Origin of the sequence: Chryseolinea lacunae (assembly GCF_016735595.1) — a bacterium.
Classification (GTDB): Bacteria; Bacteroidota; Bacteroidia; order Cytophagales; family Cyclobacteriaceae; genus Chryseolinea; species Chryseolinea lacunae.
Map to the genome: position 1 here is coordinate 440,599 of NZ_JAERRB010000003.1, position 16,029 is coordinate 456,627.

Genomic DNA, 16,029 nt, shown 5'->3' on the forward strand with positions numbered 1-16,029 from the left:
TCGGATTTTGAATGTGGAATTTATGTAGAAATTAGATACTTACTAATCTTTTCTTTATCAATGGTTTAGAGTCTTGTCAACAATGTTGTGGGGTGTGTATAGAAACGTTGTGGAGTACTTGTATTGTATGTAGTGTGGGTAAGTCCGATTCTATGCACAGGTTCGTTTGGGCTTTTCAGGAATGTTGGATTTAAGACGATTTTGTAGACAAGTTCGGTCATGAATCCACAAGTTGTTAGTAGGTTATCAACAATGGTCCCAGCTCCCAATTTGCCTTAAGGTTGAAGGAAGGAAGGTTCTTTTCGTTCTTGTAGAAGGTGATGGGTTCCGGTTCTTCGTGAAGTTCGTAGTTGCCTGGGTTCCATAGACCGTCGCCGTTTTTGTCGATAATCAGTCTGAGCATGTACTCACCCGGTTCCACGTCTTCGAAGGTGATCTTTTTGTTATCGCGCTTTTTGTCTACCACTTTGAAGTCACGGTTCAGGAGCTCCACAACATAGTGCTCGGCTTTTGTATTTACCTGTACTAGTATGACTCCGGTTTCTTCGAGAGTGGAAGGTCTAACGGTGGTTTGTAAACTTTTCGAGCTATCGAGCTCAGCACTGATGAATGCACCTTTGCCGGTCACGAATTGGTAGTCGACGAGTTTGGGAGGTGCAGGTTTTTTCTGTCCGCTGCCGGGTTGTTTCACGGCTGTAGCTGGTGCTGGTGGTTGTGTTTGAAGTTTGGGCTGGTCTGCTTTTTTAGGTAGATCTTTTGGCGGCTCGGGTTTCTTGAGAAGCACTTTGTCGAAGGTCTTTTCTATAGTCACGATGTTGTGGAGACTGTCTATGTGGACATCTTCCGGTTTGATTGGGACTATTTTTGCGGAGTCGATCTGGTAGAAGATGCTGTCGAAGTTGATTACGGCCAAGGGTTTGTTGAAGCCAATTGTTCCATGTAGAATTCCTTTTGTGCCAATAACCCTCATTGTCGGCGCTGTTGATTTGAAAGCCTCGGGCTTAGCGTCACGTTTGCCGAACTTGATATAAAGCGTTGTGTCTATTTTGTGATTCACGCTGTCGTAGGCTTCAAGGCGGACGGCGAGGCTGTCTTTGTCTTCGATGGTGTTAAAGACTTTGATGTTGGCCAGGTCGTCGCCGAATGAGGAAAGTAGGATCTCGTCTTCCTGTGGAGTCAGTTTGAAGCTCGCCAGGTTTTTGGAAGTCTTGATGTTGAAGTAAGTATTGTAAGGTCTGTAGTTCGTTAACTTCAGCGGGCGGTTGTCAAGACGCACTAAAGGTATGTTCACCATGCTGGCGTTCGAGTCTAGCCTGATTTTGTCTTTTAAGAACCCGTAAGACTCTGATTTACTGTCGATTACAAGGTTTTTGTTCTTATCTTCGATGGCATACACATAATATTCGCCTGGCTTCAGGTTTTCAAGTTTATAGATTCCCTTCTCGCTTGTCTTTGTCAGGTACGAGGGTTTGTGTTTGAAGATATTGAAGGTGTCTGCTTCGTATAGTGCGACCGTTGCCTCTTTGCTTTCCTTTCCCCTTAGTGGATCCGAGATATATCCTTCAATGGAAAGTGAATCGATGTAGTTGCCCGTGCTGAAGGCGAGCTTCAGATTTTTGGCTGGATTCTTTTCTGTGATATCCTGAACACCGTCGCGAAAGTTTATGGAATAGGTGGTGCTGTCTTTGAGGTCTTCTTTGAACGTGAGAACGAGGCGATCTTTTTTCGCCGTGGCTTCAAAGTCTTTTCCTACCGATGGTATGATGAGGATCTGGTCTTTGGGGTTGTTGGTGATGATGGCCTCGTTGAAGTTGAGTTCAACAGTTTTGCCTTTATAGTTTAAGGCTTCGTGTTTGGGAAGTGTGCTGATGAGAATTGGTGGGATGGTATCTTTTGGTCCACCGGTGGGTGCAGTCTGTCGGGCGCATGCCAGGAAGAAGAGCGGATAGATGAGCCAGTGCAGGTGCTGTTGTATCTTCATTTTCTGATGATATAGATTAAGCTTGAGTAGTCGTTTGTTTTTGCTGCCTTGCTGTTTGACTTGATGCCATTCCATACGGCTTTCAACATGCCACCGAGACCCGATGTTCCGGTCTTATATTTCTCACTGAGCAGACTGATATAGAACGCGTCCAATTTCATGGGTACGATGTTCTTTATCTTCAGGCCGTTGTTCGTCATGAGCAAATCCATTGTCTTCCTCGAGAAATGCCAAAGGTGTCGAGGCACGTCATAGCCCGCCCAGTGTGATTGATAATGTTTTCCATCCCAGCACTCGTAGTTAGGCACGGCAATGAGCAACGTGCCATCGTCGTTGAGTTGTTGTTTTAGCGATTGGATGCATTCATTCAAGTCGTCGATATGTTCAAGTACGTGCCAGAGCGTGATCACATCAAATTTCTTGCCTGTTAGTTCGGGGAGCGCTGTGGCAATCTTCTCCTGGGTAGATTGCTCGGCTTGGCTTCGGGCAAGCGCAGAAGGTTCAACACCTGCAACTGCCCATTGTTGTTCTTTTGCGGCTTTCAGGAAATCACCGGTGCCACAGCCGTAATCCAGCAGTTGCCTTCCTTTTCCCAAAGAGTGGTTGGTGATCAGTTTCACCTTCCATTTCAATGTGAAAGTTCTGGCAAGGATATAGACCGAATCAATCAGCCCCTTGGCCTTGTTCGAGTGTGATATGTATGTGTCGGAGAGATAGTAGTCTCCTAAGCGCTCTGGATCAGGAACTGGATTGGTGAACGTGAAGCTGCAGGTCTTGCAGGTAACGAGTTGAAATGTTTCATGTGAAACAGTGTAGTCTTTGCAGTTCAGAAACGGAGTGAAGACGGACGAATGGCAAACGGGGCAGCTTTTCAGTTCTTTCATTTTCCCATATATATAGTGAGGACCGATACGTCTGCCGGGGAAACGCCGCTGATGCGCGATGCTTGTCCCACAGTTTCGGGTTTGATACGCTTCAGTTTTTCGCGTGCTTCAGAAGAGAGGGCTTTCACACGGTCATAGTCAAAGTCCGTTTTGATTCGGTAGTTCTCTAGGTTACCCAGTTTCTGGACCAGTTGCTCCTCCCTTTCGATATAGCTGTCGTATTTAATGTTGATCTCAGCCTGCTCCTGAACTTCAGTTGCGTACTTGTTCAAAAGTGTTTCGAGACTGCTGTTGATGCGTTTAAGATCTGTGATTCCTATCTGGGGGCGTTTCAGCAAATGACCTGCAGCCACTTTCTCTTTCACTGCTGAGGTCTGGAGGGTTTCGAGGCCTTCGTTTATGTCTGCTGGTTCCACTTTTAACTTATTCAGTTCCTTTGTGAGAAGTTCAACGGCTTCCTTCTTTGCCACAACTTTTTCGAATCGATCCTGCCCTGCCAGACCAATGGCATGGCCCAGTTCGGTGAGACGGATGTCGGCGTTGTCCTGTCTGAGAAGAATCCGGTATTCTGCCCGTGAGGTGAACATCCTGTAGGGTTCTTGCGTGCCCTTGCTAACAAGGTCGTCAATCAACACACCGATGTAGGCGTCTGATCTCTTTAGAATGAAGGGATCTTTTCCATGCACCTTTTGATGGGCGTTTATTCCGGCCATCAAGCCCTGGCAAGCCGCTTCTTCATAGCCTGTGGTCCCGTTGATCTGTCCGGCGAAGTAGAGATTCTGTACAAGGTGGGTTTCGAGGCTAAGACCCAGCTGTGTTGGGGGGAAGAAGTCGTATTCAATGGCATAGCCTGGTCTGAACATCTTCACGTTCTCGAATCCTTCTATTTTGGTCAGGGCTTTGTATTGAACGTCTTCAGGCAGTGAGGTAGAGAAACCATTCACATAGATCTCCACAGTATTCCACCCTTCGGGCTCCACAAAGATCTGGTGACGGTCTCTTTCGGCGAAACGATTGATTTTGTCTTCGATAGACGGGCAATAGCGGGGACCAAGCCCTTTGATGCGGCCCTGGAACATGGGAGACTTCTCGAATCCCTTCTGAAGCTCTTTGTGGACCGTGTCGTTGGTGTAGGTGATCCAGCAGCTTACTTGTTTGGTGAGGGGCTTTGTGTCGGTGTATGAGAACTTGCCTGGATCTTCATCGCCAGGCTGTTCTTCCATTTTCGCATAGTTGAGGCTTCGACCATCTACCCTAGGGGGCGTGCCGGTCTTCATACGTCCGGATTCAAAGCCGAGACTAACCAATTGTTCAGTGAGTCCGGTAGCGGCTTTCTCTGCTGTTCGGCCTCCTCCAAAGTTTTTCTCCCCGATATGGATCTTTCCGTTCAGGAATGTGCCATTGGTTAGCACCACAGACTTCCCTCTTATCTCAAGGCCTAGGCTTGTCCTTACTCCTACGGCTCGGCCGTCCTCCACGAGGATCTCTTTCACCATCTCCTGCCAGAAGTCCAGATTAGGTGTTTGCTCCAAGACCAGTCGCCATTCTTCCGAGAATTTCATACGGTCGTTCTGTGTTCGGGGGCTCCACATGGCAGGACCCTTTGAGCGATTCAACATTCTGAATTGAATCATCGATTTGTCGGCCACAATACCCGACATGCCACCTAAGGCATCAATCTCGCGAACAATCTGGCCCTTGGCAACGCCACCCATCGCGGGGTTGCACGACATCTGGGCAATGGTATTCATATTCATGGTCACCATGAGCACTTTCGAACCCATGGTTGCCGCAGCGGCAGCAGCCTCGCAGCCAGCGTGCCCCGCCCCCACCACAATCACATCATATTCTGGAAACATATAGCTGTTTGTTATAAATCATCAGTGTTTCACGTGGAACCAGAAACTTACCCACAAAATTCATCAACAATTCCACAATTTGTTTCACGTGGAACAAGGTAGACTCAATCTGTAGATGTGAAACGGGTTCCACGTGGAACATCTCTAGCGCAAAGATAGATAAGCGTCCTCTTTTTTGCGCATCAGTGCTTTCTTCTGGATTCCCTTGTCGGAGTAACCAATGAGGTGCAGCACCCCGTGTATAAGTACACGGTGGAGCTCCTGGTCGAATGTGGTTTCGAACTTTTCGGAATTCTCTTTCACACGGTCGATGCTAATGAAGATGTCGCCTGCAATGAGGCCGCTTCCCTCGCTTGAATCGAAGGTCACGATGTCGGTGAAGGTGGTGTGGTTGAGATACTGGATGTTTATCTCACGCAGATACGTGTCGGAGCAGAATATGAAATTCAGCTCATCCAGCTTCTTCTTTTCTTTCAGGATTGATGCCTTTAGCCAGGCAGTGGTTTTTCGCGGATGCGGAAGTTTAAATTCTACATCTTCTGTGAAAAAGTGAACGGAGGGCATTTAGGAGTTCATATAAAAGCTCAACTCAACAATGCGGCCGTTTTCCCGGAAGTTCACTTCGTCAGAAAGATGTTTCATCAGGAAGATGCCACGGCCGCCAAGTTTCTCCAGGTTTTCGGGTGCTGTTGGATCGGGAAGGTTTTCGAAGTCAAAGCCAGTGCCCTCGTCCTTGATGATGAACTTCAGCATGCTGTCGTCCAGGAAGAGGCTCAGGAATACGTTCTTCGATTTGTCGTTCGAGTTGCCATGCTTGATAGCATTGTTTACGGCTTCGGTCACGGCAATCATGATGTTGCCGTATATGTCGTCATCCAGGTGGAACTTCTCCTTTGCATTGTCAATAAAGCTCTCAATCATTCTAATGTTCTCTCCGATCGACGGAACCTGGATGTTAATGGTGTTCATTGCTGAGTTTTGCTACGTTTCGCTTTTATTATATATGCTTTGTTGTGATGGGTTATTTATCGCCCACTCTCTTAAAATACTCACTAACTTCTTTCTTATAATAAGGATAAAGCTTAGGTGGCACGGTTTTAAGCAATTCTACTTCTTTTTCCTTTAGACGCAAATAATCTTCAAAGGCCTTGGGAATTTCTTTTTCGTAGTCCTTCGCCGCCTCCCCTTTTCGCTCTTCATCCAGGTCTTGCTCGCGTGCCGACTTCTCTGTTTCCAGTAGTCGGGTCACAATGTCCTGTTGCCGTTTGATGAGCTGATCTGTCAGTTGCTTGTTCACCAGATCCATTTCCGATTGCTCCATCTTCGATGTCAAATCGCCACCCGGCATCTTTCCGTCTTTCATTTTTTCCTGCATTTCCTGAAGAGCCTTCCGGATGCGTTCCTGCTCCGCAGCCATCTCGGCCAACTCTTCCGACAATTGGCGTCCTGATTTTCCACTGCCTTTCAATTCCTGAATCTTCTGGTTCAGCTGTTGCTGCATCTGGCTCAGGCTTGGCTTCTGCCCTTTCTTCTTCGACTTGCCCATCGACGGCTTTGCGTTTTGCATCATCTGCATCATCATGTCGAAATGGTCGTCAAGCATCAGGGCCAGGTTGTTTATGGACGTCATGGTCAGCTGCATTTCGCTCGATGCTTGTGGACGGCGGCGTTCGCGGTTGGCTTCCACCACCTTGTCGAGGTGTTCGTTCAGATCGCTCACTTCCTTGGTCACGATCGAGCCCATGAAGGGATCGCGCTTTCCAAGTGCTAATAAACTGTCTTCCAATACTTTAGCGTCATCCTTCAACTTCAGTTGCTTTTGGGCAATGGTGTTAAAGTTGGGGTCGTTCTGATTCAACTCGGCAAAAGACTTCATCAGACCCTCTTCATCAAATGAAAGTTTCACGAGACCGTGAATGACCTGACGGAGCGACTCAATGTTTTGCATGTCCATTTCCATGGCCATGCCTTCCTGGGCACCCTCCATCTGTTGTTGCATCTTCTGCATTTTCTGTAGAGCCTTTTGCTGAGGACTCTTGGCTTTCGAAGGACTGTCTTGTTCCAGCTGCTCTTGGCTCTCTTCCTGATCCTGTTCTACTTCTTCCGAATTCTTTTCCGACGGCAGGTCTTCGCTCTTCTGCAGTTCGTTGCCCAGCTTTTTCAGTTCTTCGATCTGCTCGGCTGTCTTCTTGAAATCTTCTTTCAGCTTCTCCTGATCTTTGGCAAGCGACTGGCTCTTTTCATTTTTCCCCTCCTGATTTTTTCCTTGCTCGTTTTTGTCGCCATCGTTTTTCGAATCGTTTGATTCTTTGTTGCCATCAGATTTCTGATCGGTGTTTTTGGCGTCCTGATTTTTGGCGGAATCCTGCTTCTGATCTTTCTGATCCTGCTTTTTGCCGTCGGCCGACTTTTGCTCTTTGTCTGACTTGGATGACTGATTTTTGTCGAGGGCCTCGGTTTTCTCCAGCAACTCCTTTTGCTGCTCGACTTGCTTCTTCAGGTCTTGCGCGGTTTGGTCAAGCTTATAGTCGTATTGCAGTTGTTTAAAAAGTTCGAGCGTGCGCTCAAGTTCCTTCTCCAGGTTGTTGGTGTTTTGGTTGAGCTTGTCTAGAATCTTCTGGATTTGTGAAACGTCGCTGTTTTGCTTCAGCAGTTTTTGAAGTTCTTCGAAGAGCTTTTTGGTTTCATCGTCAAGCAGCTCGTTCATGAGCTTTTGAATCTGTTCGGCTTTTTCCTTGATGCGCTCGTCTTGTTTTGTGAAGGCGTCTTTCTTCTGCTCCAGCAGTTCGTTTTGTTGCTTCAGCTCGTCCAATTGTTTTTCGAGACTTTGTTTCTGCTCCACAATGTCTTCGAGCATCTTCTTGTCTTGCCAGTCGAGGTTTTGTTTGCCTTTCAGTTTCTGATTGGCTTCCTCCACTTTGTCGTGGAGTTTGTTGGCCTTGCCTGCGCTCTGGTCGATCTTCTGCTGGGTTTTGCTTTGGGAGTTTTTGATTTCGGCCACCAGGTTGTCTTCCGACGGAACGAGGAATGTGTAGCGCGATGTCTTTGTGGATTTGCGCCCGTTCACGCCGTCGTTGTCCCAAACTTCCAGATAATATTCCAGCTGGCTGCCGGGTTTCAGCTCAAGACTGTCGAGTCGCCACGGATGAAAGAAACTTTGCTGAAGCTGGTTCTTTGCGAGTGGAATGTTGAACGTGCGACTCAGCATTTCCTTCTGGTCTTCATTCCTGATTTTGAAGTGCAAGGCCAATTGGCTCACACCGTAGTCATCCTTCACCAGCCCGCTCAACACAACCATTTTGTAGAGCACCGAGTCACGGAAATTGTTGACTTGAATACCCGGGAATTCGTCCTTAATAACATCTACATGGTAGGCAATACGTTCCTTGTTTTTGGCCTTGTCGTTCTGTAGAATAATTTCGTATTGATCGGGGTTTCTAAATTCTTTTCCAAAACTAAACATCTGATTTCCAGACTGTTCCATATCAAACGGCGTCTTATCAGACGAGAAGAGCATCTGTGCTTTTTCGGCATTGTTTGTAGACAAACTCCAACGCACCACTGTTCCTTCGGGCACCTCCAGGTTTCCGGCATTCACAAGGCGTTCACCCTTGCGTTGTAGATAGCGCGGAAACTCCAGGCTCACATTAAAATTTGACAATTCAGGCCGTGAAACCACATTCACGTGAAACACGTCCGAGAAGAATCCGGCAGCTTCAAACTGCAAATCGAAGTTGTTCTGTACGTTGTCGAAGGTGTAGGTATAGTCGCCGGTGGCCAGATGTTCCAGTTTCAGCCGTTGGTTGCCACTGAGAAGGTAGACGCTTTCGGGCAGAGCATCGCCCTGAAGCTGAAGCTTCAACACCAAGTTCTCGTTGTGAAAGGCATTGAGCGAGGCATCTTCGACCAGGAATTTGAATGGCGCCTGTGGAGAATATTCTTGCGTGAAATGCACAATGCGATTGGCGCTCTGGGTGAGTATGCTGCGGTTGATGAACACAATGCCGACAATGACCACGATGGGCACGATCAGGTATTTGACATACTGCTTGTTTTGCTGAAGATCGATGAAGCTGTCGAACGAAACCGTTTCAAACTCTTTTGACTTTTGCTCTACACTGGCGTAGGCCAGCGCCGAATTTTTGTCGGACGACGACAGCTGGATGAGGTTGAGCAGCCGGTCTTTCACGGTAGGAATGTACTGGCCAATCACTTTAGCGCTCTGCTCTTCGGAAAGACCTTTTTTGGCGAACCACCATTGCAGCGGCTCTTTCAAAAAACGGTAGAGACAAAATGCCACCACCCCAAAGAAGGTGAGAAAAATGGTGAATCGTGCCACCGGCCCCAACCACAGATTGTGCTCCAGCAGCACGGCAATCAGAAAATAGGAAATGAGGATGGACAAAGAAAGAATCGCTCCCCGCACGAAGATGTTGAGGTAGTACTTTTTCTTGAACGACCCTATTTTTTCATGAACGCGCTCCACTCCTGCTCCCATAACCGAATAGCTTTATTTATAAAAACGCAACACTGTCCGTCAAAGTTGAATGTCTTTCTAAGATACGGGCTTCTAAACGTTTTCACAAAATAACGCCCGCATGTGGGCTTCAGTCTGCCGGCGCCTCGGGAGGTTTCTGAAAAGTCCAATCAAACTCCTTTTCGAAATATTCAAGCACCTGCATTTTCAAAAGCTTCTCCTGTTCCAGCAAATCGAAGTGCGGAAGTTTCTTGATCATTTTCCAATGCGGCCAACCGTCCTGGTCCAAGCCCTCCAGCTCGTAGTAGCCCGCCAGGCTCAGCACTTTGCAGATGCCGATGTGCATGAGGTCCTGCTTTTCTTCTTTGCTGAAAACTTTGCTGCCTTTGCCGAGCTCCTGCACGCCGATGAGGAACAACACCGCGTTGAGGTCTTTGGGTTTTTTACCCACCAGGGTTTCGAGGCCGGTGATCAATGCCGACCAGCTTCGTTCGAGATCGAGGTCGCGCTTAAACATGATTCAGCTCTTCCCAGTATTCGAACGCTCTACGAAGGTGTGGAATCACAATGGTTCCGCCAATGAGTGTGGCAATGCCCATGGCTTCCTGCACTTGCTCGGTGGTGAGGCCCACCTCCTTGCTTTTTCCCAAATGGTATTTCACACAGTCGTCGCACCGGAGCACGAGCGAACACGTGAGCCCGATCAGCTCTTTCGATTTGAGGTCGAGGTGGCCCTCGGTGTAGGCGTTGGTGTCGAGGTTGAATATGCGTTTAATGATCAGGCTGTCGGAGTCCATGATCTTATCGTTCATTTTGCTGCGATAGGCATTAAAATCTTCTACTAATCCCATACGGAAAACTTTGGTTATTTTGAATTACTTTAGAAACACAGTTAGCCGCAAATATATTCCTAAATGATGAATCTACGGGCCATCGAAATTCTGGACGATTTTGTTTCGCTGTTCTTCCCGCGCTATTGCCTGGCCTGTTCGGGCCCGCTTGCCAAAGGCGAGGATCTGGTCTGCACTAACTGCATAGTTGAGATGCCGCAAACCGATGATCACGTGGTGGCCGACAATGCCTTGTTTTCGCGTTTAAGTTTTCGAATACCCATCGCCCACGCCATGGCGCTCTTCAAGTTCAACAAAAGTGGGCGTGTGCAGCAATTGCTCCACCAGCTCAAATACAAAAATCATCCGGAAATAGGCGTGATGCTCGGCCGTGTTTATGGCGAAAAGCTGGTCCAGGCCAATCTGGCATCGGCCTTCGACATCATTCTCCCGGTGCCGTTGCATCCGTCGCGCAAACGCAAGCGGGGCTACAACCAAAGTGCAAAATTTGCCGAAGGGCTTTCGGAGAAATTGGGCATTTCATTTTCCGACAACGTGCTGGTCCGCCAGCGGAAAACCGAAACACAAACCCGGAAATCGAAACTGAACCGATGGGAAAACATGGCCGACGTTTTCCGCATTGTGGATCAACAACAGATCGTCGGTAAGAGAATTCTTTTGGTAGATGACGTGATCACCACCGGCGCCACCATCGAAACGTGCGGCCACTTGTTGCTCGGAGCGGGATGCGCCTCGGTGAGTTTGGCCTGTATTGCAGAGACATAAAAAAAGCCCCGACATTGTCGGGGCTTTCTATTTCTTTCAGGCTGATGCTTAGTAGTTCGAACCGGCGCGGATCATGGCGCAGCGGAAGCCGATGGTGGCTGTGGCTGAATCCTGATCGAGGTATCTTCTTGTACCGGGCGACATCCAATATGCAACATCTTTCCACGAGCCGCCTTTGTATACACGGGCGCGGTCGGTGATCAATGAAGTGAACGACTCAGGGTTCTTTTCGAAATCGCTGTTGTAGCCAGAGTTTGTTCCAGATGCGGGATCGAGGAAACCATCGCGGCGGATAGGGTTCAGATCGTCGAAATCCTGGAAGGACATCGGGCGGTAGATATCTTGCACCCACTCGCTCACGTTACCGGCCATGTTGTAGAGCCCGTAGTCGTTGGGAGGATACTCATATATATAAGAGGTGATCAACGCACCATCGTTCAGACGACCGGCGATACCGGCGTAGTCACCACGACCGCGTTTGAAGTTTGCGAGCATGAAACCCATCTGTTTGCCATAAGGGTTACGAACGGCGTGACCATCCCAAGGATAGATGCGTTGGTGCGTTTGCAATTCTTCGAGCCACTGTGTTCCGATGAGGGCTTGAGCAGCATATTCCCATTCAGCTTCTGTCGGCAGGCGGTAGGCCGGAACCACGATACCCGATTCCAAAGGAATGCGGCCATCGCTTTCGGCATACTCTTCACCAGCATCTTCGGCCAGTTTGATGTTTACGGCGCGGGTTCTCCACACAGCATATTTGCTAGCCTGGCTCCAGGTGATACCCACTACAGGGAAATAGCGGAAGCCGGGATAGCGGAGATAATGTTCTACATAAGGATCGTTGAAGGCAAGTTTTCCAACCCACACGGTGGTGTCGGGAAGGGCTGCCTGGTAGGCTTCCTGCGAAGAATCTTTCGCGAGGTAGTGCATGTATTCCAGCCAATGCACGTTGGCAATTTCAGTTTCGTCCATATAGAACGATGCCACCGAAACTGTTCTTTCAATGTTGTCGCGATACGACATCACATCTTCTTCAAAGGAACCCATTACGGCGCGACCGCCTTCGATGAACACCATGTTCGGTGCATCGGGCTGACCTTCGTAAGGATTAACCATGAAACCGCCCTGATCTTCGTCATTGTAGGCAAGGCCTGTGGCCGTACTGTTCTGACCCGGGTTCTGAGCCGTAGGCTTTCCGCCTTTGCCTCCAAAAAGTGAACAGGCAGACAGGGCCACCGATCCGCCAATTACATACAAAACAACCCTGAAAAAATACCTCATTGTGATTTTCGATTTTTAAACCAAATGCTAATTAAAAGGATAATCCCATGTTTTCCAAGTAGGTGCAAGTTTATTGATGAATCTGTAACGGAATAGAAACCTGCGACTTAAGAACGCTTTGCTCAAGCACTTATTGCCAATTTATTGTTTCGAGAATTGGATCTCCAGTTTTGGGAAGCCGAACACGGATTAATGCCGTTTAGTGAACATTTTGAAGGGGCGAAGCGAGTGGCACAGAATTTCTAAAAGGGTAATGCAAAAGCGAAAAGTTATGTATACCCTGGAAGATTTTAGAGTAATGCCCTTCGAAAAGAAATGTGATGTTATCACCTTTTACGGCAACTATTTATCGCAGCGTACCCTCTCGGATTGCAAAGTATTTTTATACTTCGCCGACGGGTTTTTCATCGAGGTTTTCTACTCTCCCCGCTATCAGAAAGTGTTAATGATCAACGCGTTTGAAAAAACACTTGGCCTTGAGCCTTACCTTGACAAAGTTTCGTTGAGCGACTTGGGACTCTGAATGGCCATCTGACCGAGCAGGTCAATGGCGGCGTCAACTGTTTTGATGCCCTCAATCACCAGCATGGCTTTTCCCGCGCTGTCTTTCATTTTGCACTGCCGCGGGTGCTTTTGAACAAAGGCAAGGATGTGACCGAACACGTCGGAACTGAAATACTTGTCGTTGTTGCTGATAAAGAAAGCCCGCACCTTGTCGTTCTTGAGGCTTAGTTTTTCGAAGCCCAATTTTTCTCCCAGCCAGCGTAGCCGCACCGTGTTGATCAACTCTTCGGTGGCCGCGGGCAACGGACCAAACCGGTCCTTCACTTCGTCGCCAAATTCTTTCAATTGTTTTTCGTCCTTGATGTTGTCGAGGCGCGAGTAAAGTTGCAAACGCTCGCTGATGTTGTTCACGTAGTTGTCGGGAATGAGAATTTCCAGATCGGTTTCGATCACGCAATCCTGAACAATGAGTTTTGCCTTTTCTTCGAGCTCCGTTTTGAACAAATCTTTGAAGTCGGTTTCCTTCAGTTCCTGAATGGCGTCGTCCAGAATTTTGTGGTAGGTGTCGAAGCCGAGGTCGGTAATGAAACCGCTTTGCTCTCCACCCAGCAAGTTGCCGGCGCCACGGATATCGAGGTCGCGCATGGCCACTTTGAAACCGTCGCCCAATTCTGAAAATTCCTCCAAGGCGCCGAGCCGTTTGCGCGAATCGGCCGTGAGCAACGATGTGGGCGGCGTGAGCAAATAACAAAAAGCTTTCTTGTTCGATCGCCCCACTCGGCCGCGCATCTGGTGAAGATCCGACAGGCCAAACATGTGGGCGTGGTTGATCATGATGGTGTTGGCGTTCGGAATGTCGAGACCCGATTCGATAATATTGGTCGACACCAGCACATCGTATTCGCCGTCGATAAAGCGCATCATCACTTTCTCCAGCTTGTCGCCTTCCATCTGGCCGTGGGCAATGCCGATGCGCGAATCGGGAACAAGGCGATAAATAACATTGGCCACTTCTTCGATGTCGCTCACCCGGTTGTGCACAAAAAACACCTGACCTCCCCTGCGCAATTCATAGCTCACGGCATCGCGCACAAGCGCTTCGTTGAACACGTGCAATTCGGTGGTGACGGGTTGTCGATTTGGCGGTGGTGTGGAAATGATGCTGAGGTCGCGCGCACCCATCAATGAAAAATGCAACGTGCGCGGTATAGGTGTGGCCGTGAGGGTGAGCACGTCAACGTTCACTTTCAATTCTTTCAACCGGTCTTTCACCTTCACGCCAAACTTTTGCTCTTCATCGATGATGAGCAACCCCAGGTCTTTGAACTGGATGTCTTTGCTCACCACGCGGTGTGTTCCGATGAGGATGTTGATTTTGCCGTCTTTTACGTCTTGAAGAATTTCCTTGATTTCTTTTTCGGTTTTGAAACGCGACACATATTCGATGTTCACCGGGAACGCGGAAAGCCTTTCGCTGAAGGTGCGGTGATGCTGCATGGCCAGAATGGTGGTGGGCACTAGCACGGCCACTTGTTTTCCCTCGGTGGCGGCTTTGAAAGCGGCGCGCACAGCCACTTCTGTTTTTCCAAAACCCACGTCGCCGCAAACCAGCCGGTCCATGGGGTGAGGTTGTTGCATGTCGCGCTTCACATCTTCGGTGGCGCGGGCCTGATCGACCGTGTCTTCATACATGAACGACGATTCGAGTTCGGCTTGCAAGAAACCGTCGGGCGGATAGGCAAAGCCGGGTGCTGTTTTTCGTTTTGCATAGAGCGAGATCAGCTCTTTTGCAATGTCTTTGACGCGCTTCTTGGCTTTGGATTTTTTGTTCTCCCACTCCTGCGTTCCCAGTTTGCTGATGACGGGCGGCGAACCGTCTTTGCCTGAGTATTTGGAAATTTTGTGAAGGGAGTGAATGCTCACGTAAAGCAAATCGTCATCGCGAAACACGAGTCGAATCGCTTCCTGGTCGTGACCGTTCACTTCCTTTTTTTCGAGACCGGCAAACTTGGCGATGCCATAGTCGATGTGTGTTACGAAGTCGCCAGGGCTAAGCGTTTGCAGCTCGCGAAGCGTGAGGGCTTTTGATTTTGTGAATTTCTCTTTGGCGCGATAGCGGTGAAAACGTTCGAAGATCTGGTGATCGGTGTAGCAAACAATTTTCAGAATGCTATCGATAAAACCCTGGCGTAATGCAAAGTCGAGGGGCTGGAAGCGAAGGTCAGCGTTTATTTCTTCAAAGATTCCTTTGAGACGTTCGGTTTGCCGGGGAGCTTCGGCGGTGATGAAGTTGCTGAAGCCCTGCATTTGCTGATCATACAGATCCTGTGCGAGCAGCTCGAAGTTTTTGTTAAACGACGGTTGTGCCGCCGCATGAAAATCGAAACGCTGTGCGCCTTCAAAAATGAAGCGGCTTCCAAACTCGATGCTGTGAAACGCCGCCGTTTTTTTTGTGAACGCATTGCCGTCGTCAAACAAAATGTCGGCAGTGGAAATGACCTGTGTGTTGCTGGTCTTTTTTATTTTGTCGAAAGAGTCTTTTGCTTTCTCGTATGTTTTCTGAATGATGTCGCGGGTCATCGCCACGTCTTTGAACCAAAGGCGCGTGTTGGACGAAATGAATTCGATGAACGACTGGCGTTCTTCCTGCATCAGCTTGGACTGCACGTTGGGAATGATGTTCACCTTCTGCAAGGTGTCTACCGAAAGCTGTGACCCCGGATCGAAGGTGCGGATGCTGTCTACTTCTTCGCCGAAAAGTTCGATGCGACAGGGGAGTTCGTTGGCAAACGAAAACACGTCGATGATGCCCCCGCGCACGGCAAACTGGCCGGCTTCATACACAAAGTCAGTTTTTTCGAAATCGTAGTTGTGGAGAAATTCTTCCAGAAAAGCCACTTCCAGCTTTTCGCCCAGCGTGACCGTGAAGGTGTTCGACGCCAGCGACCGCTTGTTGATAACCTTTTCGCTAAGCGCTTCGGGATAGGTAACAATGATGTCGGGCGTGGTTTTGTTGGCCAGGTGGTTCAACACTTCGGCCCGCATGAGGATGTTGGCGTTTTCGGTTTCGTCGTATTCGTAGGGCCGCTTGTAGGACATGGGGAAAATCAGGATTTCCCGTCCCAAAAGATTCTGAAGGTCGTTTTGAAAGTAGGCGGCTTCCTCGCGGTCGTGCAAAACAACGATGTAGTCCTGAGGATGAAGTTTGAACGCGGCGGCCAGCACCAGGGCATCGAGACTTCCCGTGAGGCCTTTGATTTGTACGTTGGTTTGGGTGGGCGTTTTTATCCCTGCGGCAACGGTCTTGATGAAACCATCCGCGGTGTAGATGCTAAGAAAATCGTTCGCCCTCAATATTCGGTATCGGTTATGGAAATCTCTCTGCTCCGGAAAGCGACAAGGCGACAAAGATAGGTTGGGCGCCAGC

At 48.8% G+C, this 16,029-nt stretch carries 11 protein-coding genes; 1 reads left to right on the forward strand and 10 read right to left on the reverse strand.

Annotated features, from left to right (window positions below; genetic code table 11):
* Positions 1–235: 235 nt before the first annotated feature.
* From JI741_RS11075 to JI741_RS11110, 8 genes are all read right to left on the reverse strand, one after another.
* Positions 236–1,981, reverse strand: coding sequence for an Ig-like domain-containing domain (locus tag JI741_RS11075; RefSeq protein ID WP_202009246.1), 1,746 nt, complete (start codon positions 1,979–1,981; stop codon positions 236–238).
* Complete coding sequence (locus JI741_RS11080; RefSeq protein WP_202009248.1) at positions 1,978–2,865, reverse strand: class I SAM-dependent methyltransferase; 888 nt, start codon at positions 2,863–2,865, stop codon at positions 1,978–1,980. Before JI741_RS11080 ends, JI741_RS11075 begins: the two co-directional genes overlap by 4 nt.
* The gene (gene mnmG, locus JI741_RS11085; protein ID WP_202009250.1) at positions 2,862–4,724 is read right to left on the reverse strand and encodes a tRNA uridine-5-carboxymethylaminomethyl(34) synthesis enzyme MnmG; all 1,863 of its coding nucleotides are present in this window, start codon (positions 4,722–4,724) and stop codon (positions 2,862–2,864) included. The genes JI741_RS11080 and mnmG overlap by 4 nt, the downstream gene beginning before the upstream one ends.
* Positions 4,725–4,868: 144 nt before the next feature.
* Complete coding sequence (gene ybeY / locus JI741_RS11090) at positions 4,869–5,288, reverse strand: rRNA maturation RNase YbeY (RefSeq protein ID WP_202009260.1); 420 nt, start codon at positions 5,286–5,288, stop codon at positions 4,869–4,871.
* A complete protein-coding gene (locus JI741_RS11095; RefSeq protein WP_202009262.1) occupies positions 5,289–5,693 on the reverse strand; it encodes an ATP-binding protein in 405 nt (134 codons plus the stop codon).
* A 52-nt stretch (positions 5,694–5,745) separates the two neighbouring features.
* The gene (locus tag JI741_RS11100) at positions 5,746–9,222 is read right to left on the reverse strand and encodes a DUF4175 family protein (RefSeq protein ID WP_202009264.1); all 3,477 of its coding nucleotides are present in this window, start codon (positions 9,220–9,222) and stop codon (positions 5,746–5,748) included.
* A gap of 109 nt (positions 9,223–9,331) precedes the next feature.
* Positions 9,332–9,718, reverse strand: coding sequence for a hypothetical protein (locus JI741_RS11105; protein ID WP_202009266.1), 387 nt, complete (start codon positions 9,716–9,718; stop codon positions 9,332–9,334).
* Entirely contained in the window at positions 9,711–10,052 is a 342-nt protein-coding gene (locus JI741_RS11110; RefSeq protein WP_202009269.1) for a carboxymuconolactone decarboxylase family protein, read from the reverse strand. Before JI741_RS11110 ends, JI741_RS11105 begins: the two co-directional genes overlap by 8 nt.
* A 63-nt stretch (positions 10,053–10,115) precedes the next feature.
* Between JI741_RS11110 and JI741_RS11115 the strand changes: the two genes are divergently transcribed.
* On the forward strand, positions 10,116–10,817 hold the full coding sequence (locus tag JI741_RS11115) for a ComF family protein (protein ID WP_236676000.1): 702 nt from the start codon (positions 10,116–10,118) through the stop codon (positions 10,815–10,817).
* A gap of 48 nt (positions 10,818–10,865) precedes the next feature.
* Here JI741_RS11115 and gldJ read toward each other — a convergent pair whose 3' ends face one another.
* Both gldJ and mfd read right to left on the reverse strand, forming a co-directional pair.
* Entirely contained in the window at positions 10,866–12,098 is a 1,233-nt protein-coding gene (gene gldJ / locus JI741_RS11120) for a gliding motility lipoprotein GldJ (RefSeq protein WP_202009271.1), read from the reverse strand.
* Between the two features lie 483 nt (positions 12,099–12,581).
* Positions 12,582–15,956, reverse strand: coding sequence for a transcription-repair coupling factor (gene mfd, locus JI741_RS11125; RefSeq protein WP_202009273.1), 3,375 nt, complete (start codon positions 15,954–15,956; stop codon positions 12,582–12,584).
* Between the last annotated feature and the right edge of the window lie 73 nt (positions 15,957–16,029).

Coding starts and splice junctions, on each gene's coding strand:
- JI741_RS11075 (WP_202009246.1), bottom strand. CDS start 1,981: ATGAAGATACAACAGCACCTGCACTGGCTCATCTATCCGCTCTTCTTC.
- JI741_RS11080 (WP_202009248.1), bottom strand. CDS start 2,865: ATGAAAGAACTGAAAAGCTGCCCCGTTTGCCATTCGTCCGTCTTCACT.
- mnmG (WP_202009250.1), bottom strand. CDS start 4,724: ATGTTTCCAGAATATGATGTGATTGTGGTGGGGGCGGGGCACGCTGGC.
- ybeY (WP_202009260.1), bottom strand. CDS start 5,288: ATGCCCTCCGTTCACTTTTTCACAGAAGATGTAGAATTTAAACTTCCG.
- JI741_RS11095 (WP_202009262.1), bottom strand. CDS start 5,693: ATGAACACCATTAACATCCAGGTTCCGTCGATCGGAGAGAACATTAGA.
- JI741_RS11100 (WP_202009264.1), bottom strand. CDS start 9,222: ATGGGAGCAGGAGTGGAGCGCGTTCATGAAAAAATAGGGTCGTTCAAG.
- JI741_RS11105 (WP_202009266.1), bottom strand. CDS start 9,718: ATGTTTAAGCGCGACCTCGATCTCGAACGAAGCTGGTCGGCATTGATC.
- JI741_RS11110 (WP_202009269.1), bottom strand. CDS start 10,052: ATGGGATTAGTAGAAGATTTTAATGCCTATCGCAGCAAAATGAACGAT.
- JI741_RS11115 (WP_236676000.1), top strand. CDS start 10,116: ATGATGAATCTACGGGCCATCGAAATTCTGGACGATTTTGTTTCGCTG.
- gldJ (WP_202009271.1), bottom strand. CDS start 12,098: ATGAGGTATTTTTTCAGGGTTGTTTTGTATGTAATTGGCGGATCGGTG.